This window comes from Lepagella muris, assembly GCF_004793975.1.
Classification (GTDB): domain Bacteria; phylum Bacteroidota; class Bacteroidia; order Bacteroidales; family Muribaculaceae; genus Lepagella; species Lepagella muris.
On the sequence record NZ_SRYB01000004.1, the window covers coordinates 189,855 to 213,612 of the forward strand.

A 23,758-nucleotide genomic window follows, 5' to 3' on the forward strand; every position below is an offset into this window, starting at 1 on the left:
TAACCACAGGGCGCACGGAGAGCGCGGAGGTTTTTGATTCAAGGGTATTCCTCACCCTTTATTTTGGCTATTAGCTGTCGCCATAACGAGATTCGGGTATGACGGAAGTCTTCGCGGAACTCTTTCCATCGTCGTAACATACTTTTAGGTTGCTCAGAATCCAATACAAAGTCATCAATGACAAACTGTGCTTCGTTCAGATTCCTTATGCGCCGGCTTTCCAGATTTTTCTCCACCTGAGCCATCAACGCTTCCCGGTCGCTCATCCGCTCGTAGAGATCCTGTTTCCATTCCTCAATCGTAATTCCATAGCTATGAAAGAAACTATTATTATCCCAATTTGTAGACTCCAAATCAATTTGTCTTTTTATCCTTGTTTCTAAAGAAGGATCATTTAGGAAGAGAGCTAATGCAAGTTCAAATTCGAATAGATTTATATAATCATTTGGATTATGACGGGTAAGGAATGAGCCGGTCATACTGTTTATTAGATTAAATAAATCGCTCAATTTTATATTGGATTGTAGTAATTCTCCAAATTGAGCATTGGCACACATGACTGCTTTTAGGAAGTCATCTTGCGACTTGAAATTGATAAAAAATTGAGAAATTCCGTTCGGTTTTATCAACTCCTTGAAAAATAAGTTAAATCGATTTATTCCATTGTAGTTTTTCCATAAAGAAACACATTCCAAATACACTTGATAACTTGAATCTCCCCATACATTACATTGAAATCTGAGCCCAATCATCACTATGCCAGCTCTAAGATAAAGAGTGGACTTAGTGTATTCTTTCAGAAAGGGGAATGCTCCCTTCCAGTCATTGAAAATCTCTCGATATACCATATATCTAAACTTATTATTTCATTTAATGTTTAGGATTATCTACTTATTTTTTTGGTTTTATAATCGTGGAAGGTATTTTCCAAATATCTCGATAAATTTTCATTTGACGTGTTTCATTTAATTGAGCTGGCGTTAATTTTGGATACCCAAATTTCCAATCATAGATCATCTTTCCTTTTTCATCTAAAACATCTAGAAAATAATTTTTACCATTTAAATTACCTTTCACGTGAAACTTTAACCATCGTTCTTCAGGAATATAAAATTTTTGATGTTTTTTTAATAAATCTGTAGCTACTTTATGTTTACGAGAACCAGCGGCATGTCCTGTAGCATTAATATTGCTTTCTGCAAAATCGGCAGCTTTTTGTACTAAAGTTTTATTATTGTAAGATCTGTTCCAGAAATTTTTTCCTTGCATCACAGCCTTAATCCCACTCATGACACCTCCAGTCAAACCTCCCGACACACCACCGGACAAAGCACCAATCCCTCCCATACCCAAGGCGGTACCTAAGTTCTCACCTTCTATGAGGGCATTCCCAGTGCCCTGTATGAAACCTTGTGTTAAACCTTCCATGGCACCCGAATATGCCCCTCCGAGAAATCCGGTTGTGTATAAGGAATATCCAGCAGCAGTAGTGGTCAGCATGTGCCCAAATCCGACAGCTGCACCGATTCCAACAGCCATACCAGCTCCTCCGGCTATCCCGCCAATAGCGAAATATCCGGCTCCTTTCCAGAACCCTTTCCATCCGCCTGTTGCCTTTATCTCTTTCCAGTGGGTGGCTACATTGACAATTCCCCCCACTAATGCTGCAATTCCAACAGCAGCCCAGAAGAACTCCCCGTCCTCATCGACGTAGCAGAGGGGATTGTTCATAGCGTATGTGTAGCGGTTGAAGTTCTGCGACAGGTCGGATTCCTGCACGAAGGGATCCGGTGACAGGAAGCGGCCGAGTGCCGGGTCATACAGACGCGCGTTCATGTTGATGAGCCCGAAGTCCGTAAGATGCTCATGACCGGTGTATCCACGTCCGAGGAAGAGGGTGGGTTCCTTTCCTGGAGCATACACCTCATGCGTGGCGGGATTCCTGAGACGACCCCATGCATCGTAACTCAGTTCCTGCACAAGTGTACCGTCCGCTCCCACGACATGGGTTATGCTTCCGAGATAGTCCCGCAGGATATAATATACCTTTGATGTGCCCCCCTCCTTAATCAAGACGGCAGGGGAGTCATAATATCCACCGTAAAGATACAGTCTCTCCTTCAAGATCCCTGAAATCTCATCAGCCTCATAACATCCACCGAGATAATAGCGTGTCAGATTTTTGCTATTGCCTGCTGTAAACATTTTCACTCGTTCAAAATCGGCATTGTAGGTAAAATCGGCAATGCAGCCGTTCTCGGAGATCATTGCCGGACGATGGAACGAGGTATAGGAGATGTTTTGGGTGCGTGGTGGCACAGCGTCGGACGAAGGGGTCAGTCCAGTAAGGGCATACGGCTTGTCAGGATTGCTGTACTCCATCGTGCCGACATCGCTTCTGGAGGTTATATTACCTTTGATGTCATAGGCAGCCTTTTTGCTCTCGTATGATATGAGTCTGTTCAACCTGTCATAACTGAAGTATTCCGTCTTGCTTCTTTTGCGGTCTGTCCTTGATTTGAGGCATGAGTTGGTGTGGTCAAAGGTATAAGAGAAATTCTGATATGTATTGTTCCCTGCCACGGCTATCCTTCCAGCCGGCATCCCATAAGGGTCAAACGCGTATGTACGTTTTAGGCTTCCGGTATTGGTCTCGATTTCAAGTCCGAGCGTATTTTCCTTGTTCAGTTTGAATATCACGGTCGAGCCGTTGAGATTCACCTCGCTCAGGCAGCCGTTCCTATAGATACGGTTCTCGGTACCTAAAAGACCGTTCTGAGACGTGTATCTCACGGAACTCAGGTTTCCGGAAGAATATGTATAGTCTTTCCTCAATGATTTGCCTCCCCCTCCCTCAGTCTCGGCCTTCAATCTGCCGTAGGCATCGTATACAAGGGACTTTCCCGTGCCGTTTGATGAGGATATGTTGATCAGCTGGTTCTTCTCATTATATTTCCATGTTGTTGTGAATTCATCGGTCACACGCTTAATCTCTCGTTGATGCGCGTCGTACTCATGGGTTATGACATTGCCATCCGCATCCGTCTCTTTAATTACGTTACCCTCTGTATCGTATGCCCATAGGGAGTTGCCTTGGCTCGGGTCGGACAATCCGATCCGTCTCCTATATTTGTCGTATGTGAATGTGGTTGTGACATCTCCCGGAGCTGTGATGGATATGGGCTGGCTGTCAGCGGCAAGTTTGTATGTTATTGTTCCCGCGAGGTCTGTAACCGAGACCAGGTCTCCGAGTGAATCATACTCCCTTGTGGTGGGGGTATTGTCCTCCACTGTCGTGATTTTTGTACCGTCATAGCTCCAGGTCGTCTTTCTGCCTGATGCCTCGGTATAAGAGGTTGGGCGGTCATAGTTATCATAGACGTAGACGTTCCACAGAGGGGTGCCGGTGCCTATATAAGGAAGCGATTCCCTCTTCAGGTTCCCATATAGGTCATATTCCCTGCTGACACCGCGCACTGTACCATCAAAACGTGTGGAGGCGTTCCATACCTCCCTGTTCAGTGGGTCGTATCCTTCAGTTTCCGTGGGTCTTCCCGTGGCTGTACGCACGATGGAGTAGAGACCTTTCCCGGCAGCTGTGTTCCAGCTGTAGGTTGTACTGCTTACTGTGTTGTCGGGATAAGTCACGCTTGTCTCGCGTCCGAAAGAATCATATCCATATTTTGTGGTGCATCCAAGATAATCCTTCATGGTTGCGACACGTCCGTATGAGTCGTATGTGTATTCGGTGGAGAGTCCCATAGGGTCAGTCTCCTTAGTCAGACGCCCGTATGAGTCATACTCGTAGACTGTTGTCCTACCCTTTGATGATGAGTAATTTGTTCCAGTCTTCTTGGTGACACACCCGTGACTGTCATAGATAAAAGTTTCCTGTATGACATTGTTCCCGTCTATGCAATGAATTTTTACGTTTGGTTGACGCTTCGAATGAGCGGGCATCCACATTTTCTCAGTGTATGTTGAACCGGAACGTGTTATGCTTGTTTCCTGATTATGAAGGAATCCAAGATTATATCCATCCTTTACGTTGGTTGATGAGGAATATCTGTTGATTTTCTTTACTGTGATTGCTCCGGGATATAGCAGCATTAATTCTTCTGTCGGGTATCCGTAGGCATCATATTTGTAAGTGGTGGTGGCAGAGACACCCTTCAACAGGTCGTTCTCTTTCTTTCTTGTCAGGCGTATCTTTGTGAGATGGTCTGTCCCGGTTGACACAGAATAAGTGAATTCATTCTTGAATGCCGGAGATTCCTCGCTCTTCAGTACCCCGAATCTCTCCGGCTCATACGTCAGGATATGGGTTTGTCCTCTTTTATCAAACGTGGTTATCTTCTCAAATCCGCGGAATCCGAGACCTTGCCGATGGAATATGGCATTCGTATATGAGATGGAATTGTTGTCAATGCACTTCCCTTCCGCGAATGTATGAGAGGATGTAAGCACATTAAAAGGCTCTCGGATATTGACGTATGGGTAAGAGGCTCCATAACCTTTCGTATAGCTGTTTCCCGTATCGTCTGTCAGTTGGGAGTAGGTGTTTTTCTCAATCACCCCGAGGCTGTTTGCCATTCCAGTTGCCATCACTTCCTTGCTAATATTGAGAGGAAGGGAATATTTGGTTGCAGTCCCCTTTATCAGACTTATCAACATTGAATGCCGGTTATGGGAATTTATGTCAACAGGAACAATAGAGGAACCGGTTGTTGGAAATGATGTGAGATGACTACTGCCAAAGTCTATGGAGTTGTTTCTTGAGAAATACGTATAGAAACATGAGGATTTATAGTTTAGAAGGTCTGTCTTCCCGTCATTGTCCACATCTTGCAGGAAGAAGCCGGATTTGCTATCATTGTCTACATAAATTCCGTTGATGACAGTTTTCCCGAACATTCCGTTACCCTTGGAACGGTATATTGTCCAATTGAGATTATTCAGGTCTCCACGTTTGGCTGAGACAAGAAGATCCATGAGTCCGTCGCCATTGAATTCCCCGACAAGAAGCTCCCTGTCAACCAGCATCTGCCTTGTCAAGCCGGTATCAGTGGCAATCTTATCAAGCGATACATTCCCATTTGAAAATGTGAATGTGTAGATATTTAGTCCGGAGTCATTTATAAGGCAGATGTCGGTTTTGCCGTCTCCGTCATAATCCATGACAACAAGTTTGTCAGAATTATTGGCTGTGGCAACGGGATCCTGCTGGTCCGACCCCACGAGCTGAACCTTGAAATTGAGATCAGATCCCTTATAAAGAATTTTATTTCCGGAAAGATCAAACAGAAAGCAACGAGAGGAATGCCAAGGTTCGACAAACGGATTATCCACAGATATCGCCAATATCTCCATGCGTCCATCTCCGTTGAAATCTCCTGCATAATAGAACTTAGGCACTATGCTCGTGTTTCCTTTCTCGTCCATGAAGGCATAGTCCCAGTCAAATGTCCTTGTGTACAGATGAGACATGCCGCTATAAAGATTTGACCTATACACATTGAATGTTACCTTGTCAAGACCATTCACGAAATTATTTACCTTCACAATATATTCTTCCTGTTTCCCTTCAAGGTCAGCACATAGAATGTCAACAAAGCCCTTCTCTGTTATCAGATTGGGCATAGGATGTACCCAGTCATCCTGAAGCCCAGTATACAGGAATATCTTATCATCCTCCTTATAGTTGTTTATACAATAGTTCTGGGATTTCCTGAAAGTTGTGGCGTGTTGATGATAGATATAATATGGATTATAGTTTGGCAACACGATAAGTCCGTCGGTATTTCCATCGTAATCGAATTTCCCTCTCACAATCTTGATCATGGATGGATCAGCAGATTCATACCATTCATATAATTGAGTGGAAGATTGGGTAAAGACTTTGGATGTCTCGCCATTCCCATAGTAAAAAATCAATGGATTAAACGACTTGCCACTTGCGGAATAATCTATCTTTTCAAGCAATGATACAGAATTGTCAAACTTATGTCCGAGAGTATAGGTGCATCTGACAGTAGTCCCGACCTTGCAGATTATTTGATTCAGAATAACCGGTATATTAGTTTGCAGTCCGCCACAAAAAGAGACTATTCCGTCAGACCGTGTCTTGTATCGGAATTCGATACTTGCAGCATTATAATTGATTTTTTCAAGTCTGAATAGATTGTTTCCCTCGGCATAGGTGTAGTCTATCTTGTTCCCATATAGATCTGTGAGAGACCACAGCGGATACATCACTCGGTTGGTGGAGTTATTCTCGTAACCAAACACTCCTTTCTTTCCGTCCGGATAGAAAACCTCGAAATATTTCATGATATAGGCTCCGCAATATCCCTTTGCCTTTATGTTGCCTTGCTCAGACTCATAAAGTATGCAACCGGTGTCTGTACCTGTTTTTATGAGACGCATGCCGTCAAGATAGAATGCATCATCATTGTCCATTGAGACACCATGTGCCTGTCCGTCATAATAGATGGATCTTGTTCCTCTTGTTATTGATGGGACACCGGATAAAGCCCACCCCATGCCTACGATGGAATTACCACGCTGGCTGTTGTAGTTCAAAGACAGTGACGGCTGCATACCGTTCATGCCGGGATATACGTCAATGGCGACATCATACGTGCGTGCACCTGTCGGAGTCATTCCTGATATGATAGGAATCACTCCCACTTCCTTTGATGTGTCAATCGTTATGGATTCAGGCACCGGAGAAACAGCCGTAGAGGGTGCTTTCTGCGGGCGGTTGCCCTCACCCTTACCGAATGTGGCGCTGTCTGCGCGATGGGCTGTTACAGGGGGATATAGGGCTGCTATTATTGAGTCGTTGTAGTGCTGGAACTGTTCGTCTGTCCATCCTGCGAACCTGTCATCTGCCGGGGGTATGGAATCCTCTGGAAGATGAGACTCTACGGTGGTTGTTATGTCGTTTTCAATATTGATTGATGTCCGGGATGCGGCATAAGTGGGATTTAATCCTATGAGTACCCACACTATGATGTATGATAGTCTTTTCATGTTGTCGGGGAAATTATTGTTCAGTTATTCTTTATTATCTTCCATGAACTCTCGTCTGAACCGATACGGATATGTAGTATATATATGCCGTCAGGTTGTGAACTGATGTCAAGTTCCATCGGAAAATCTGATGCAATGACAGACAGTATCTGTTGTCCCGAGACACTGAATATCTGTATAATCGCTTCATCCATGTTATCTTTCCCGGTAATATCAAGCTTCAGGACACCTCGTGTTGGATTCGGATAGATGTTGACATGTCTTTCAGAAAGCATTTCTGAATATCGGGTGTTTTCCGATCGTTGATTCATTGACTTTGTGGCGAGAACTATTTCCCGCTTTATCCGGTTGCCGGAACTGTCATAGCTGTAGCTTATTTTCTCGGCATTGATAGAGAATGTATTCAATGCGATTAGCAAAAAAAGATAGTTTAATCTCATGGAATTAGATATATTCGGGATGAAATATATATGTGGAATTGGATTAACCCTAATATTCGGTCGTATTATGATGCAGGCAAAGAAATGATAAAGATCAGTCAGGTAATGTGACGTTAAGAGTGCCTGAATATAATGCACCATCATTCGTGATACATTCAAGAAGATAGCTGCCGGCAAGAGGACCGGTTTCAAGATACATACCGTTTTCAATTGATAGATCTGCAGAGACATTGTATGTTGCGTTTGACACTGTCAAAGTCAAATGTTCATATCTGTCCGTAGAGAGAATAAGGATACCGTTGCCGTCATATTGATATTCAATATATGAATTTGAAGGCATGCGGTGTTTTTTAGGATTTGGTTGACTCTTCAAGCGTCCTACATCTACCGGTTTATCTGTATCAGTCTGATTTTTGTTGGTATCGGGCGAAGTTTGTGCGTCTGCTATGGAAACATACGACAAGGTGAAGAAGGTGGCTGCGATGGCAACCCGGATAGTCAAGTTAGATTTTTTCATATCGTCATGTTTTTTTGCACAAATGTATCTAACTTAAAGAGAATGTCCAAATATGGTGTCTATCGTTTATAACAGACAGTATTATAATGAAATATGAATGATTTGGATAGCGTATGACTCCCGAAAATTGGCTTTTATTGGCATTGCCGATAGAAATTTTTTCATAATTTTATGAATTGTATCAATAGAATGTTACGAAAATGAAAGTGTCCCGTAATGTCAATTGAATATTTTGTCAATCAAATTCAGTGCACTTTCTGATTTCAGTTCCATGAGAGTCTTTTTCAATCTTGACTTTCTATTGTAATACACTTCGGGGGAAATCCTAAACAGCAGACATATCATCTCCACAGATAGCCCGAAGTATAGATATGCCATGAGTCGTCGTTGGTTGGCTGATACCTTTTTCATTTTGGAATATGTGTGGTTCAGAATCCCGGAAGTTTCCTGATTAATTTCATTCTCAAGTTGAGTTAACAGGGTGTCATCCTCTCTTAACGCTTGAAGTTCTGTTTCCATGGCGTAGATGAGTTGTGGCGCAGAAGTTGATGATTCAGGCATACGATAATATGCGGAATACAGATGGTCGAGTCGGAGGAATATGTTTTGTAAAATATCAGAAGATACAAATCGTTCGGAGAGTTGCTTACTGTCATTTTTGGAAAGTAGACCTATTGTGTCAAGCAACTCCTTTATTTTATTTGATTTTCTTTCAATCTTCAATCTCGTGATTAATATAATTGAAATTATAGTCACAAGAGAAGTGATTATTATCCAGATGGTCTGCACCCTCGCTTTCCAAATCCTATAATCTGCTTCTTTCAGTCTCAATTGGCGGTCTTTCTCCATCAAAAGATTCGCATCGCTTTTTATCTTATCGGTATAATAGAAATTTAATTTATCGTATTCTCTTGATAACGATAGGAATGCATTGAGGTAGTCATCAGAAAGGAGATGGTATTCATGTGGTAGTTCGTCTTCCATGATATTATCCGACAACTTTTGGCGTAACTTTTTTATCAGAGTCGGATCGGCATGGTTCTTTATCATGCTATATATAAGTAAGATCCTGTCATTTTCTGACATTCTGTCGTCAATAGCCATCCTTTGGGGTAGGTCGAAATAGCCATTTGCGCTATTGTAGTCCTTTTTCCATAGCAGAGCATTTCCGATACGGCTTGATGCTTCCAGTATAGTGGCGGTGTCATTTTCTGCAATAGCCGCATCAAGCACCTCTTTCATTAGCATTACTCCTTTGTCGACACTGTCATTCTCTGCCAAGGATATGCCATACCATAACTGTGCATCGCGAATGAACGGCAGAGAATCAAGTTGCAGATAACATAGCCATGCTTTTCTTGAATTTTCCAGTTGCTGCGGACTGTCGCCGATCTGGGAATTACTCTCACTCAGTGCACAGTAAGTTTTTGCCTTATATATGAGCATCCCGTTAGTCCGCATATTCTCAAGGGCATTGTTGAAACATAGGATGGATTCACCTAATCTGCCTGAATTTTGGAAAACACGACCTTGATAAAAGAGAGTGCGTGCCAGACGGTCGTAATCTTGCTCTCTCTTGAATAAATCAACCGCCTTACTGAGTAATTTGGATGTAGTGTCGTCATGAAATGTCTTGTCTCTAAGTTCTGCCCAAAGCAGTGCGAACATGGCAGAGTCACGCTCTGTGGTCAGCAAACTCTTGTTGTATGTTGATAAGAGGGTATAGGCAGAATCGGGGGTGACAGCGGATAATATCTCGATATTCTCCAAACCCGGAGCCAATGGATTGTCTGAACGGTAGTCGCACAAGATGAATGCCAAGATTGGTATCATTATTAGGATACAGAATCTTATTGGAGGAAAGCCATTTAGATGATGAAAGATTTTCATGATGGAATATAGAATCAGTTAGAGCAGATATAAATCAGCCTAACTCGTATGATTTAATTTATGATGATTCTATTGCAAATATATAAAAAATCACTGATATTTCTATATCTGCAAAATAATCAAGTGCATGATATTACCGCATTGTGTGCATGATGTCGCGGTGTTGATGTGCATGATGTCATTAAGGTTGATGGCGTGTGGGTAATAACCTTTTCATGGCATTGGCAAAAAAATCTTTGAATTTCTGCGACGTGTTTCTATATTTTTCCGATGGGAACAGGAAATCATCGATGATAAGTTGCGCTTCGTTCAGATTCCTGACGCGCCAGCTTTCCAGATTCTTCTCCACCTGTGCCATCAGTTTCTCCCTGTTTCCAACCCTTTCATACATACCGTTCATCCATTCCTCAAATTCCATATCGAATTCCGTCCTCACCCATTTATACTTCCAACGCTTGGATTTCCACTCTATCTCACGCATCAGCCGTTCTCTCAGGTTAATATCATCCAGATATGTCGACAATGCAAACACGAACTCATACACTGGTTTCCAGAAATTTGGATTGTCAATGTCTTTATCAGGACTCGTAAACAGATTCATGATACTGCTCAGCCTAATCTTCTCCTGCAATACGTCACCAAACTGTTCTCTGGCACGTTGTTCCGCCCGAGAGAAATAAAAGTCATGCTCTTTTTTACTTGATAAATAAAAGGTATTTCCTATTTTCCCTTCAAGTCTATAATTAAAGATGTCAAATCTATTATAGCCATCACTATCATCCCAAAGCGACCTACATTCTAAGTAAACTTGATAATCGTCGCTTTCATATTGGGACGATTCCAACCGTAGACCGAGCATCACTATGCCTACTCTAAGATAAAGTGTAGACTTTGAAAATTCCGTCAGAAAGGGGAATACTCCCTTCCAGTCATTGAAAATCTCTCTTGAAACCATAAAATCGAATTTAGTTTACTCTATTATAAGTTTGATATGATGTGTGGAATTAATCACGGGGCACGCGGAGTTTTTATTATTACTCTGTGTCCTCCGCGCTCTTTGTGGTGTAGTAAATCAGCTTGATACGGTGTGTGGAATTAACCTCGGGGAGCGCGGAGAGCGCGGAGGTTTTTGATTTAAGGGTATTCCTCACCGTTTATTTTGGCTATTAGCTGTCGCCATAATCCGATTCGGGTGTTACGGAAGTTTTCACGGAACTCTTTCCATCGTCGTGACATACTTTTGGGTTGCTCAGAATCCAATACAAAGTCATCAATGACAAACTGTGCCTCATTCAGATTCCTTATGCGCCGGCTTTCCAGATTTTTCTCCACCTGTGCCATCAATGCCTCCCGGTCGCTCATCCTAACCCGAAGATCCTGTTTCCATTCTTCCATCGTGATACCGTGAATGATTAGAAAATCCTTTTTCTTGAAATGTCGAAATTTCATGTCAATCTGTCGCCAGATTCTTGCTTCCATTTCAGGATCATTCAAATATATAGAGAGTGCCAGTTCAAATTCAAAAATGGACAAAATATTGCAATCGAATGAAACGGTAATTTGATTGATTACGTTAAAAAGACTGCTTAAACGAATTTTCTCTTCAAGAATACCACCAAATTGGTCTTTCACACGCTGCAGTACTTTGGGAAAATAAAAATCATGGTGATTATCAAAAATCCAGAATTGGATATTACCTTTAGATCTCAAATAATAATAAAACACAAAAGATTCACATAAACTATTCTTATTTTCCCAAAGGGATCTGCATTCCAGATATATAAGATATGTATTACTATCGAAATTAGACGATTCAAGTCGTAATCCCAACATCACGATACCTGCTCTCAGATAAAGAGTAGACTTAGTGTATTCTTTCAGAAAAGGGAATGCTCCCTTCCAGTCATTGAAAATTTTGTGAGATACCATATTGTATAATTGAATTGGGTTGTACTCAATCTTTAGTCATTATATGCAAGAGGAGTTTCAAGATAAATCTCATAATTAAAAATATATTTTCTCGGCATTACAGATGAATGGAACGGCAACAAATAGAAGCACTGGATATAAACGTTTCATGGGCATGGATTTTTAGATTATGACCCAAAGTTAACAAAAATATTTGGAATGAAATAATTGTTGACTAAAAATCATCAGAATAAGAATGAAATGAAGGTTATTTCACATAAAACAATGGTTTAATGGCTTTTTGTCAAGTGGAATGAATCATTTTTTTACTGATTGTGGTGGAAGGGATACGATTTATTCACCTTTTTTGAAACATTTGTCCACTTTAGTGAGGGAAATATTTTATAATTTTGCAACCGTAAGCCGTAGGCTCTTTCGGGAGGCGATGCTTGCGATTATTGGAAACCGAAAAACTCGAATAACCATAAATCATGAGAAAACAACTTTTAACTGCGCTTCTCGCACTTGGCTGCATGACTTATGCAGGTGCGGAAATCAACAGGCTTGTCGTGGAGCCTAATGCAAAGGGAGCCCCTATCCCGTCCACGATGTATGGACTCTTCTTTGAAGATATCAACTATGCGGCAGACGGCGGTCTGTATGCAGAGAAGATCAAGAACCGCTCGTTCGACTTCCCTACTCCACTTCAGGGCTGGAATGCCTTCGGCAAGGTTGAGGTGCGTAACGACGGTCCGTTTGCCAACAATCCTAATTACGTGCGTCTTTCTCCCGCCGGTCATACCGATAAATGGACAGGTCTTGACAATGAGGGCTTTTTCGGCGTGAGCTTTGAGAAGGGTAAGGACTATCGTTTCTCAGTTTGGGCACGTGTGCCCGACGGCGGCACTTCCAAAGTGCGTGTCGAGCTTGAGGATCCCGCTACTATGGGCGAGGGTCAGGACAAATGTGCCAAGGAGTTTGAGGTGACAGGCAAGGATTGGAAGAAATATACCGTCACACTGTCGCCGTCGGAGACTGTCAGCAAAGGTAAGCTGAGAGTGTTCCTGGTGAAGCCGGAGACAACCGTAGACCTTGAGCATCTCTCCCTCTTCCCTACCGACACGTGGAAAGGGCGTGAGAATGGTCTGCGCAATGACCTGGTTCAGAAACTTGCAGATCTTAAACCCGGTGTGTTCCGTTTCCCCGGTGGATGTATCGTTGAGGGCACGGATATGGATACCCGCTATGAGTGGAAAAAGACAGTCGGTCCGGTTGAGAACCGCCCGGTGAATGAGAACCGTTGGCACTACACCTTCCGCCACCGTTTCTTCCCCGACTATTTCCAGAGCTACGGACTCGGATTCTATGAGTATTTCCTTCTCAGCGAGGATATAGGTGCTGAGCCGCTTCCTATCCTGAACGTGGGTCTTGTATGCCAGTATCAGAACCATGATGAGAGTGCTCATGCCTCTCTCAATGAACTTCAGCCGTTTATCGACGATGTGCTTGATCTTATTGAGTTTGCCAACGGTCCTGTTGATTCCGAATGGGGTAAAGTTCGTGCGGAGATGGGTCATCCGGAACCGTTCAATCTTAAATATGTTGGTATCGGCAATGAGCAGTGGGGTCCGGAATACACCACCCGTCTTGAACCGTTTATCAAGGCAGTGCGTGCCAAATACCCCGACATAAAGATTGTCGGCAGTTCCGGTCCTGATTCCGAGGGTAAGCAGTTTGATTATCTCTGGCCTGAGATGAAGCGTCTGAAAGCCGATTTGGTCGATGAGCATTTCTATCGTCCCGAGTCATGGTTCCTCGCACAGGGCAACCGTTATGACAACTATGACCGTAAGGGTCCGAAAGTATTTGCCGGAGAATATGCTTGCCACGGTAAGGGTAAGAAATACAATCATTTCAATGCCGCACTTCTTGAGGCAGCCTTTATGACCGGTCTTGAACGCAATGCCGATATCGTGGAGATGGCTACCTACGCTCCTCTCTTCGCCCACGTTGAGGGCTGGCAGTGGCGTCCGGATATGATCTGGTTCGACAATTTCCGCTCCATGCCTACGGCAAGCTACTACGTGCAGCAGCTTTATTCACTCAACAAGGGCACACAGGTGGTTCCCCTGAAGATGGATGGGAAGGCAGTGGCAGGCAATGAGGGACAGAACGGTCTCTTCGCGTCAGCCGTGAAGGAGGATCCGAGTGGAGATATCATCGTGAAGGTTGCCAATACGGGCGACACTGCACAGGAGCTTCAGATAGATTTCAAGGGTCTGAAGAAGAAGCAACACTACTCATCAGTGGAGATCACCACTCTCCATGCCGACAACGATGCCGAGAACACTCTTGACAATCAGGAGATCGTCAAGCCGAAGGTGGAGAACTATAATGCCGACAGCATCACCGACATGAACGTGTCGATCCCTGCCAAGACATTCGCAGTTTATCGTTTTAAGAAATAACCGGATATGAAGAATATATTAGGCACTATTGCCTTTTCAGCACTTTGCTCGCTCTCATCGTTTGCGGCAAATGACGTGACAGTGACTCTCCTTCCGTCGAAGGAGAGTCCGATAATCGAGAAGGAGATCTACGGTCAGTTTGCCGAGCATCTCGGCACGTGTATCTATGGCGGTCTGTGGGTAGGTCCGGAGTCATCCATACCGAATACCAACGGCTATAGAAACGACGTGATAAATGCTCTCAAGGAGCTTCATATCCCGGTTTTGCGTTGGCCCGGTGGCTGTTTTGCTGATGAATATCATTGGATGGATGGTATCGGACCGAAAGAGAACCGTCCGCGTATGGTCAACAGCAACTGGGGAGGCACAGTTGAGGATAACTCCTTTGGCACCCATGATTTCTTCGACCTTTGCGAGATGCTTGGTTGCGAGCCGTATCTGAGCGGCAATGTCGGTAGCGGCACTGTCGAGGAGCTTGCAAAATGGGTGGAGTATATCACGGCGGAGGATGGTCCGATGGCTACCTTGCGCAAGAAGAACGGCAGGGAGAAACCCTGGCATCTGAAGTATCTCGGCGTAGGCAACGAGAGCTGGGGATGCGGCGGTAATTTCACGCCGGAATATTATGCCGATGTGTATCGCCGTTATCAGACTTATTGCCGTAATTTCAACGGCAACAAGCTGTATAAGATAGCATCCGGAGCGAGTGATTATGACTATAACTGGACGGAGGTGTTGATGAAGAATGCCGGGCATCACATGGATGGCATATCGCTTCATTATTACACGGTGCTCGGATGGAGTGGTAGCAAGGGTTCCGCCACTCAGTTTAATGAGGAGGATTATTACTGGACTCTCGGCAAATGTCTTGAAGTGGGTGATGTGGTTAAGCGTCACTGCGACATAATGGATAAGTATGACCCGAAGAAACGTGTGGGTCTGCTCGTAGATGAGTGGGGAACATGGTTTGATGAGGAGCCGGGTACTGTTCCCGGTCATCTCTATCAGCAGAACACGCTTCGTGATGCTATGGTGGCAGCATTGAGTCTCAATACATTCCATACGTTTACGGATCGCGTTAAGATGACTAATATAGCGCAGATTGCCAACGTGCTTCAGTCGATGGTTCTGACTAAGGATGCGCAAATGGTTCTGACTCCCACCTACTACGTCTTCAAGATGTATGTGCCTCATCAGGATGCGAAGCTGATACCGTTGAGTGTGGCTACTCCGCAGATTGCGGCACGTGACGGACGGAAGGTTCCGGTGGTGAGTGCTACTGCATCCACAAAGGATGGCAAGACCACGCTCTCATTGGTGAATACTGATCTTCAGAATGAGAGCAAGATCACTATTGATCTTGCCGGCATATCCGCGAAGAAGGTATCGGGAGAAATCCTCACTGCTACTTCGATGAACGACTACAATGACTTCGGACAACCGGAGAAAGTGACTCTGAAGCCGTTCAAGAATGGTTGGCAGGTGAAGGATGGCAAACTGACCGTCACTCTTCCCGCCAAGAGCATCGTAACCCTTTCATTACAATAAAATAGCTCCACGGTCGTGTCCGGAAGTACTCTTCTTCCGGATCAAAAGGGGTATTGTCAAAACCTTGGTTCTGGCAATACCTCTTCTCTTATTTAATTAAATCTCAATATCTTCTTTTGAAAAGATTCTCGGATATCTCTCTCTATTCAGCAGCAGCTATTCAGCAGCAGCGAAGAAACATAAGAACAAAAGAACATAAGAGACATAAGATTTTTGGCTACGCATTGCAGTCGTATCAATTGATGAAAACGAAATCTTATGTCTCTTATGTTTTTCTTGCCTATTGTTTCTCTTTGACTATTATACCCTCTTGACTTATGTGTTTTCGTCGTAAGTCTTGCTCACGTCCCTTAGTTTCTTGTCCTCACAAAATTGAATTATAGCCAAAAGTAGGTTATTTTTGCTACTTTTGGCTATAATTCAATTTTATTTTGTATCTTCGCAAAGAAAGAATACCCTTTTGTGTTATATTCATTTGTCATATCCGTCCTATCTTTGCACCGTAATAAAAATTATCTTTTATGGACAGATATAACAGAAACAGAATTTATGTGAGCGAGGAAGAGCAGGAGAAGGTTCGTGAGACCCGGATATTGCTCGGAGGAGCCGGAATAGGAAGTATCATCGCCGAGTGTGCATTGCGTTTCGGCTTTGAGGATATCGTGATAGTGGATGGGGACAAGGTGGAGTTGTCCAATCTGAACCGCCAGAACTATGTCAAAAGCGACATCGGTAAATCGAAAGCAGAATGCCTCGCTAAGCGACTACTGAGGATTAACCCCAAGGCAAAGATCCAATTCCGTGACACATTCATCGATAAGGATAATGTGAAAGAACTTCTCAATGGAGTTAAGATAGCCATAAACGCGCTTGACTTTAAGAGTGACATTCCGTTTGTTTTCGACAACCTTTGTTCTAAGAGGAAGATTCCTGTACTCCACCCTTATAATTTCGGGTGGGGAGCCTTCCTTACAATCATAAGGCCAGGTGGATACCAGCTTACAGAAGTATCCGAATCCTACAAAGGGTTTGAGGTGAAGATGGCGGATTTCGTGGCTCGGTACTGCACGTTCTGGAATATGCCCAACCGCTGGCTTGATGATGTTATTGAGAAATATAAAAATGAAGAGGGGGAGATTCCTCCACCTAAACTTTCAGTAGCCTCATGGATTGTTGCCGGACATTGTGTAAATGCAATGTTTGACATAATCACAGGTAAGGAGATCAAGTATTTCCCGAAATTTTACTTCTCCTCACTGCGCTGCGATCCGGCTTGATTTTATGTACAATTCTTCTATATCAACTGATGGTTCTGAGCGTATGTGAGAGCTTCCGCTATATTCTTCACGTCCATCTTCTGGAATATGCTGCGCTTGTAGGCCTTGACGGTATCGACCGACTTGCATATATTGTCGGCGATATCGTTCATAGTATATCCCTGTGTAGACAAGGAAAGAACCTCACGCTCGTTATCTGTCAGGATAATCTCCTTGCGCTCCTCCCATTTATGGTCATATAAGGAATACTGATAAAATGTTCCTGCACCGGGTTTCTTCATTATCACATTTCCCGGTTCATTCCCGGCGGCAAGCGAGATGGTGCATATCGCCAGCCATATCCTACCGTCCTTTGTAAGAATAAGCGGGGTCAGCTTGTGATTGACAAGACGCTTGCATTTTCCTCTCATTATATGGAAATCGTAAGATATGGTGTAGTCCTTCCTCTCTCCTATAGGAATCGTGTTGAAGAGTTTGAATCCCTTGTTGTTGATCTCTATTAACATTTTGAGATCCTCCTGCGGTACATAGTCAATATAGAACCTATATCCGAAATCCTTTATCTTTTCAGCCTCACCTCCACACAGTTTGGCGATATTCCCGGATACATACAAGAATCCTCTTTTAAAATAATCTATTATATATACACACTGGTAGGTGCTTCGCTCAAAAGCACGGGCAGCTTCTATTATGAGTCCAGTCTTCTCATAGTCTGACTCATTTATGCTTTCTACTGAGTTCTGAAGTGAAAAGAAGTCTCCTGTCTTTATATTGGATTCCATAAGTAGGGTCAAATTTTATTGCAAAATTAACAAAAGTTACACATGTATAAACCATAACTATACACAAAAGGGTAATATTGCAGTACTGATTTACTAAAATATACTTTTGTGTAATTTATAAAATATTGGATTTTTATAGCTTTGCACCATAAAACCAAACCGATGTAGTCAACGACATCATAAAATTCAAATAACAATGAGCTTCAAATCAATTTTATTATTTCTATTTTCTGTAATGATGGTCTCCATTTGTGTGTCATGTTCAAATGAAGAAGAACCTTCACCATCCAATGAAGGCAGTCCACGGGACTGGACATATACCGGTGATAATGTCAAAGTATATATCAATGGCGAAATTCAGACCAGAGTCAAAGAATTAAGGGTAAGATCCATTCAACTTTCATCTGGGGAAGAGTCCATATCTAATCCTATATATGACACAACACTGATAATAAAAGGATTGTCTAATTCTAATAAGACGACCAATATTCAGGTTATTGCCACTCTTGATAATTTCAGCGGCACGACAACTATTGACGGACATGATTATAATGTGTCCGGAGAATATATCGGAAATCCCTTTGAGACTCATTATTCCAAATTGTGTATTATTGTCCGTCTTGAGTCTAAATAATCAATATGAAACATATCTTCTTAACATCTGCAATTCTGATAGCCTTCACTTCTTTCGCTAATAGTAATCCTCCGGATACTTTAGGGAATAAGACTCTTGACGAGGTGATTGTGACAGCCACGGGAGCACACCGCAACCTGAAGGCTGCTGAGATGGGAAGGCATGTGATTGGCAGGGAGGCGATATTGAAGCTGCCTGTGCTTTTCGGGGAGCCCGACATAGTGAAGATTCTTCAGACGCTCCCCGGAGTGTCGCAGGGTGTGGAGGGATTCACCGGATTGTATGTCCACGGTGGGGACAATGACCAGAACCTGTTTCTCTACAATGGACTGCCGCTCTATCATGTGAGCCATATCGGTGGTATATTCTCATCGTTCAATGTCTCAACTATACGCAACATCGATTTCTTCAAGTCTGCTTTCCCGGCACGTTTCGGAGGCCGTATCTCAAGCATTACAGACATCAGCATGATGTCTCCGGATTTCAGGAAATACACCGGGAAGTTCACTGTCGGGCTCCTCGCTGCCAACGGCTACATATCCGGTCCGATAGTCAAAGACAAGCTCGCTTTCAGTGCCGCCATTCGCCGCTCATGGATTGATGTGGTGGGGCTTCCGGCTCTCGCTATAGCTAACGCCGTGCAGAAGAAAAACGGGAAGAAGACTATTGCCGGATATAATTTCATGGACTTCAACGCGCGTATTGATTGGAAACTTGGAGCCGGCAAAATATACGCCATAGGATATTACGGCAAGGACTACCTAAAAATCGGAGACAGGAAGTTTGAGGGGACTGCCAACAGTTTTGCTGTCAATCCCGATGGAACTATAACAGAGACACCTTCAGATGACAATCAGACTCGTTTCTTTGACGAAAATACCAACCGTCTGTCTTGGGGTAACTGGGGTGTCTCGCTAAATGCCGACTACCGGCTGGGCAACGGATATATCAATGGAGTGGCATACTTCACAAGATATTTCTCCCACTATCGGCAGGAAAGCGAATATCAGACAGACCTTAACGATCCGTCGACCTACGGCTACACCCTTAACGGTACGCGGAACTCAATAGCCGATATCGGGGTCAACATGCGCTACATGCAGCAGTTTGCCAAATTATATCTCCTCAAATCCGGAGTGGGATATGTGAACCACACATACCATCCGGAAGGGCTGGTGAATGAGTATAAGGATGACGGACGGAGCTGGAGCGACAGCAACGGGAATCCGTCAGTGGCCGGGAACGAGGTCTTCGCCTATGTAGACAATCTTTTTAATTTCGGAGAGCGTGCATCTCTTGATGTCGGGCTCAGGTTCGTAAGCCATTTCATACAGCACGCCTCTTTCCCACGCATTGAGCCAAGAGCATCTATACGCGTGAATATCACAGATGACTACAGCGTGAAAGCGTCTTATGCCAGAATAAACCAGTTCGTGCAGCAGGTGTCAAGCAACTACATCAATCTGCCTACTGACCTCTGGCAACCGATAGGGAAGGGAATGAAGCCTCTGTCGAGCGACCAGTATTCCATAGGGTTTTATGGCAATCTGCCCAAAGGGATGTATTTCTCTCTGGAAGGTTGGTACAAGGATATGCGTAATCTTGTGGAATACCGGGAAGGTATATCCTCACTGAACCCTAATCTGACATGGGACGAGAAGATAACATCCGGGAAAGGTTGGGCATACGGACTTGACCTGAGTATCTCGAGAGAACTCGGCAAGGTCACCGGCACAGTAAGCTACGGCCTGATGTGGAACTGGCGCAAGTTTGATAATCTTAACGGGGGGCTGAAATTTCCGGCTAAATTCGACAACCGCCATAAGATAAACATCAACGCATCCTACAGACTGAACGACAAGATAGAGTTCAACGCCGGTTGGACTTACATGACCGGCAACCGCCTCACCCTTTCCCTCTACAACTATGACGAGCCGGGCGACAATTTTCCGGATGCCCCTACCACAGGAATCGGCTCCTCAGGCATGGACTGGGAACAGGCATCCGGTCTCGACTACTATTCCGGGAGAAACAACGTGCGTTTCCCGGCATATCACAGGCTCGACATCGGCATGAGCCTGTATAAGGATCTCGGAGGCGGCAGACGTTCTATATGGAATTTCAGCCTGTACAACGCATACTGCCGCATGAATGCAATGACCATCCGCAAGGATGACTATGTGGATGCCTCACGCCCGAACAGGGCATTCCAAAAGTTCAGCCTTATCCCAATCGTTCCTTCAGTTTCATACACTTACGAATTTTGATAGCAATGAAGACATCCAAAATAAACATGCTGCTTCCTCTCATGCTCCCCCTGTTCACCACTTCCTGCTATCAGGATATTGACCTTGATGGATACAGGGAGCAAAACGGGGAGAATCTGCTCACCATAAACTCAATCATCAATCCGGATTCCACAATTTCGGTGGCTGCCACCCGCACATATTTCTTCTCCGACATCCACAATGAGCGCTCATATATTGAAGATCTTGATATTGAGCTATATCTTAACGGTAAATCAGTAGGAGAAATGACATTTGACAAGACCTCGTACATGTATATCTCAGATATAAAACCGGCTGAGTGTGACAATGTAGAGATACGCACTTCCTACAAAGATTCTCTCGTATCTGCCGCTGATATCGTTCCCAAGAAAGTGGGGATAGAATCTGTATCGGTCTCACGCCAGGGGCCGCTGTCGATATATACTGACCGTGACTATGTTTTCACCTACAACATAACGTTCACGGATCCTGTGGGGGAGGATAATTTCTATTTCCTGCAGTATGATGCTTCCGACTGGCGTAAGGGTGTTGGGATGGGTGAGCGTGATTTTACTTATGAATATGTGTTCCAACAGCTGGCGCGTCATATCAACGCCAATGTCCCCGGTTGGGAGCCGTATTCTCCTGATGGATTGCCTTTCTCAGACCATGGAATCGAAGGGAAGAAACATACTCTTATGGTGAAGGAAATAGTGCAGGGAGGTAACGGAAGAGATCTCACGTCATATTCGGAGATGAATCGCAGGTTCAAGCTCTTCTCGATCTCGCGAGACTATTATAATTATCTTCTGAGCGTCATATACAATGATTCTGAATCAGAAGGTCTACATGGAGGAATGATTGATCTCGGAATCACAGAACCGATAAAATACTTCTCCAATATAAATGGGGGAATTGGTATCGTTGCAGCATATACTCTTGATGAGACAGAAGTTGATGTGATGAATATAGTCGGCAGATTCCCTAAATAAACATCCCATAAACGGCCAGTTGCTTATAGGTAAAATTAATAAATTTACCACTTTCGTCTAAATTTACCACCATATAAGTGGTAAATTCTTGAACATAATACTTAACCTATATGTATTTTTGTGATTGAGTCTTGCTCACATCCCTTAGTTTCTTGTTCTCACAAAATCGAATTATAGCCAAAAGTGGGTTATTTTTGCTACTTTTGGCTATAATTCGATTTTATTTTGTATCTTTGTAAAAACTAAAAGCTATGATAATAGGCAGAAAAGAAGAGATAGCTAAGCTCAAGAAAGCATATAACTCTGACCATTCGGAGTTTGTAGCGGTATATGGGCGACGTAGAATCGGCAAAACATACCTGATAAGGGAAACATTTGAAGGCAAATTCACATTCCAATACAGTGGAATATTCAAGGTAAGTAATCAGGAACAACTTGAAGTCTTTTACAAAAGCCTTCTTGAACAGGGCTTGGATCCAACAGAAAAACCACCTAAGAGTTGGTTTGATGCCTTCTTTCTGTTGGAGCATCTGATAAAGAAGTCGGATGAACAACGCAAGGTAATATTCATTGATGAGCTTCCTTGGATGGATGCCCGTAATTCCCGGTTCATTCCTGCCTTTGAACATTTCTGGAATGGATGGGCTTCTGCCAGAAAAGATATACTACTTATAATCTGCGGCAGTGCTACATCATGGATAATAAACAAGATATTCCGCAATAAGGGAGGACTATATAACCGGGTGACATTCAGAATAAAGCTCCAGCAATTCTCTCTTAATGAATGTGAGGAACTTGTTAACTATTTGAAATTGCCTCTCAATCGTAATATGATTGTTGAGGGTTATATGGTCATGGGAGGAGTGCCGTATTACTGGGCTAAGCTGGAGGCAAGAATGAGTATGGTAAAGAATATAAACAATCTTTTCCTTAAAGAAGATGGAGAGTTACGTAGCGAGTTCGATTATATTTATTCCTCCATGTTCAACAGCCCGGATAAATATATCGCTGTCGTGGAAGCACTTTCCGATAAAAAATCAGGATTGACCCGAGATGAGATCATAACGAAAGGAAAACTTGAAAGTAATGGTCAGCTCAGTCGTGTATTGGAAGATCTTATTGAATGTGGCTTTATTCGTAAATATTGCCATACCGACAAACTTCTGAAGGATGCCTTGTACCAACTAATAGACTGCTATACATTATTCTATTATCAATTTGTAAAAAAGTCACACGGGATTGATGAAGAATATTGGGTAAGGTCAATGAAAACTCCCACGTATAGCACATGGTGTGGTCTTGCCTTTGAAAGAGTGTGTCTTCTGCATACCAGACAAATCAAATCCGCCATCGGAATTTCCGGCATATCGGCAAGTCTGTTCTCATGGCATGTCAAGAAGAACCATGAGCATCCCGGTGCTCAGATAGACCTTATAATAGACAGAGCCGACAATGTAATCAACATTTGTGAAATCAAATATGCCCCGGCTGGATATAGATTGACTGACAGTGAACTGAAAAAGATTCACAACAGGTTAAGTATATTCAATCTCTACATTCCACGTAACAAAGTCGCACAACCCATCCTCATCACATCAAACGGCGTTATAGAGAACAACAATTCCTTTGAGATTCCCATTCAGGTAACGGCAGACCAACTGTTTTTCCCATGACCATAGGCTACGTATGAATACCGACTTACCGGACTAACGTCTCTTAGTTCATAGTCCTCATAAAATTGAATTATAGCCAAAAGTGGCAAAAATAACCCACTTTTGGCTATAATTCAATTTCCTCATGTATCTTAGTTTTACGATGTAAATGTATAAAAGGTATATAATATAACAGGACGACGTGAAATGTTTGGATTATAGTCTATATTCATAGAATTACAATAATCCCCATTTCCATAAGCAGTATAAAATTGCCAATTATGGAAATGGGGATTAATTACTGAAGTTTCGCAAGCTGCACTTCAGTGGTTTAAAGTTTATAGTTTA

Annotated in this window: 15 protein-coding genes; 7 read left to right on the forward strand and 8 right to left on the reverse strand. The window is 43.3% G+C overall.

From position 1 onward, the window contains the following. Positions 1-38 precede the first annotated feature (38 nt). The 7 genes from E5331_RS04650 to E5331_RS04675 form a co-directional block, all read right to left on the reverse strand. The gene (locus E5331_RS04650) at positions 39-479 is read right to left on the reverse strand and encodes a hypothetical protein (protein WP_135984097.1); all 441 of its coding nucleotides are present in this window, start codon (positions 477-479) and stop codon (positions 39-41) included. A gap of 412 nt (positions 480-891) precedes the next feature. Then, positions 892-7,035, reverse strand: coding sequence for an RHS repeat-associated core domain-containing protein (locus E5331_RS04655; protein WP_123483873.1), 6,144 nt, complete (start codon positions 7,033-7,035; stop codon positions 892-894). A 20-nt stretch (positions 7,036-7,055) separates the two neighbouring features. Next, entirely contained in the window at positions 7,056-7,475 is a 420-nt protein-coding gene (locus E5331_RS20275; RefSeq protein WP_168355134.1) for a T9SS type A sorting domain-containing protein, read from the reverse strand. Between the two features lie 94 nt (positions 7,476-7,569). Continuing rightward, complete coding sequence (locus tag E5331_RS20280) at positions 7,570-7,992, reverse strand: hypothetical protein (RefSeq protein WP_168355135.1); 423 nt, start codon at positions 7,990-7,992, stop codon at positions 7,570-7,572. A 219-nt stretch (positions 7,993-8,211) separates the two neighbouring features. Then, the gene (locus tag E5331_RS04665; protein ID WP_135984099.1) at positions 8,212-9,825 is read right to left on the reverse strand and encodes a hypothetical protein; all 1,614 of its coding nucleotides are present in this window, start codon (positions 9,823-9,825) and stop codon (positions 8,212-8,214) included. Between the two features lie 238 nt (positions 9,826-10,063). Next, positions 10,064-10,837 carry a hypothetical protein gene (locus E5331_RS04670; protein ID WP_123483876.1) on the reverse strand — a complete coding sequence of 258 codons (774 nt, stop codon included), beginning with the start codon at positions 10,835-10,837 and terminating at the stop codon, positions 10,064-10,066. Positions 10,838-11,016: 179 nt separating this feature from the next. Further along, on the reverse strand, positions 11,017-11,361 hold the full coding sequence (locus tag E5331_RS04675; protein ID WP_135984100.1) for a hypothetical protein: 345 nt from the start codon (positions 11,359-11,361) through the stop codon (positions 11,017-11,019). A 917-nt stretch (positions 11,362-12,278) separates the two neighbouring features. Here E5331_RS04675 and E5331_RS04680 point away from each other — a divergent pair. The 3 genes from E5331_RS04680 to E5331_RS04690 all read left to right on the forward strand — a co-directional run bounded on the left by E5331_RS04680 (position 12,279) and on the right by E5331_RS04690 (position 17,083). Then, complete coding sequence (locus tag E5331_RS04680; protein WP_420813752.1) at positions 12,279-14,258, forward strand: alpha-L-arabinofuranosidase C-terminal domain-containing protein; 1,980 nt, start codon at positions 12,279-12,281, stop codon at positions 14,256-14,258. A gap of 6 nt (positions 14,259-14,264) precedes the next feature. Continuing rightward, on the forward strand, positions 14,265-15,806 hold the full coding sequence (locus E5331_RS04685; protein ID WP_123483879.1) for an alpha-N-arabinofuranosidase: 1,542 nt from the start codon (positions 14,265-14,267) through the stop codon (positions 15,804-15,806). Positions 15,807-16,327: 521 nt separating this feature from the next. After that, the gene (locus tag E5331_RS04690) at positions 16,328-17,083 is read left to right on the forward strand and encodes a ThiF family adenylyltransferase (RefSeq protein WP_123483880.1); all 756 of its coding nucleotides are present in this window, start codon (positions 16,328-16,330) and stop codon (positions 17,081-17,083) included. Between the two features lie 17 nt (positions 17,084-17,100). On the opposite strand, the gene E5331_RS04695 is transcribed toward E5331_RS04690, so the two are convergent. Continuing rightward, a complete protein-coding gene (locus E5331_RS04695) occupies positions 17,101-17,865 on the reverse strand; it encodes a response regulator transcription factor (RefSeq protein WP_123483881.1) in 765 nt (254 codons plus the stop codon). Positions 17,866-18,061: 196 nt separating this feature from the next. On the opposite strand from E5331_RS04695, the gene E5331_RS04700 reads away from it, so the two are divergent. From E5331_RS04700 to E5331_RS04715, 4 genes are all read left to right on the forward strand, one after another. Further along, positions 18,062-18,499, forward strand: coding sequence for a hypothetical protein (locus E5331_RS04700; RefSeq protein WP_135984102.1), 438 nt, complete (start codon positions 18,062-18,064; stop codon positions 18,497-18,499). 5 nt (positions 18,500-18,504) lie between these two features. Continuing rightward, positions 18,505-20,766, forward strand: coding sequence for a TonB-dependent receptor plug domain-containing protein (locus tag E5331_RS04705; protein ID WP_123483883.1), 2,262 nt, complete (start codon positions 18,505-18,507; stop codon positions 20,764-20,766). Between the two features lie 5 nt (positions 20,767-20,771). Continuing rightward, the gene (locus tag E5331_RS04710) at positions 20,772-21,758 is read left to right on the forward strand and encodes a DUF4249 domain-containing protein (protein ID WP_123483884.1); all 987 of its coding nucleotides are present in this window, start codon (positions 20,772-20,774) and stop codon (positions 21,756-21,758) included. Positions 21,759-22,009: 251 nt separating this feature from the next. Continuing rightward, a complete protein-coding gene (locus E5331_RS04715; RefSeq protein WP_123483885.1) occupies positions 22,010-23,431 on the forward strand; it encodes an AAA family ATPase in 1,422 nt (473 codons plus the stop codon). The last annotated feature ends 327 nt before the right edge of the window (positions 23,432-23,758 follow it).

Excerpts from the sequence above, each read along its gene's own strand:
- E5331_RS04700 (WP_135984102.1), top strand. The coding sequence starts at position 18,062 with ATGAGCTTCAAATCAATTTTATTATTTCTATTTTCTGTAATGATGGTC.
- E5331_RS04710 (WP_123483884.1), top strand. The coding sequence starts at position 20,772 with ATGAAGACATCCAAAATAAACATGCTGCTTCCTCTCATGCTCCCCCTG.
- E5331_RS04675 (WP_135984100.1), bottom strand. The coding sequence starts at position 11,361 with ATGGAAGCAAGAATCTGGCGACAGATTGACATGAAATTTCGACATTTC.
- E5331_RS04665 (WP_135984099.1), bottom strand. The coding sequence starts at position 9,825 with ATGATACCAATCTTGGCATTCATCTTGTGCGACTACCGTTCAGACAAT.
- E5331_RS20280 (WP_168355135.1), bottom strand. The coding sequence starts at position 7,992 with ATGAAAAAATCTAACTTGACTATCCGGGTTGCCATCGCAGCCACCTTC.
- E5331_RS04695 (WP_123483881.1), bottom strand. The coding sequence starts at position 17,865 with ATGGAATCCAATATAAAGACAGGAGACTTCTTTTCACTTCAGAACTCA.
- E5331_RS04685 (WP_123483879.1), top strand. The coding sequence starts at position 14,265 with ATGAAGAATATATTAGGCACTATTGCCTTTTCAGCACTTTGCTCGCTC.
- E5331_RS04655 (WP_123483873.1), bottom strand. The coding sequence starts at position 7,035 with ATGAAAAGACTATCATACATCATAGTGTGGGTACTCATAGGATTAAAT.
- E5331_RS04670 (WP_123483876.1), bottom strand. The coding sequence starts at position 10,837 with ATGGTTTCAAGAGAGATTTTCAATGACTGGAAGGGAGTATTCCCCTTT.
- E5331_RS04705 (WP_123483883.1), top strand. The coding sequence starts at position 18,505 with ATGAAACATATCTTCTTAACATCTGCAATTCTGATAGCCTTCACTTCT.
- E5331_RS04650 (WP_135984097.1), bottom strand. The coding sequence starts at position 479 with ATGACCGGCTCATTCCTTACCCGTCATAATCCAAATGATTATATAAAT.
- E5331_RS04715 (WP_123483885.1), top strand. The coding sequence starts at position 22,010 with ATGATAATAGGCAGAAAAGAAGAGATAGCTAAGCTCAAGAAAGCATAT.
- E5331_RS04690 (WP_123483880.1), top strand. The coding sequence starts at position 16,328 with ATGGACAGATATAACAGAAACAGAATTTATGTGAGCGAGGAAGAGCAG.
- E5331_RS20275 (WP_168355134.1), bottom strand. The coding sequence starts at position 7,475 with ATGAGATTAAACTATCTTTTTTTGCTAATCGCATTGAATACATTCTCT.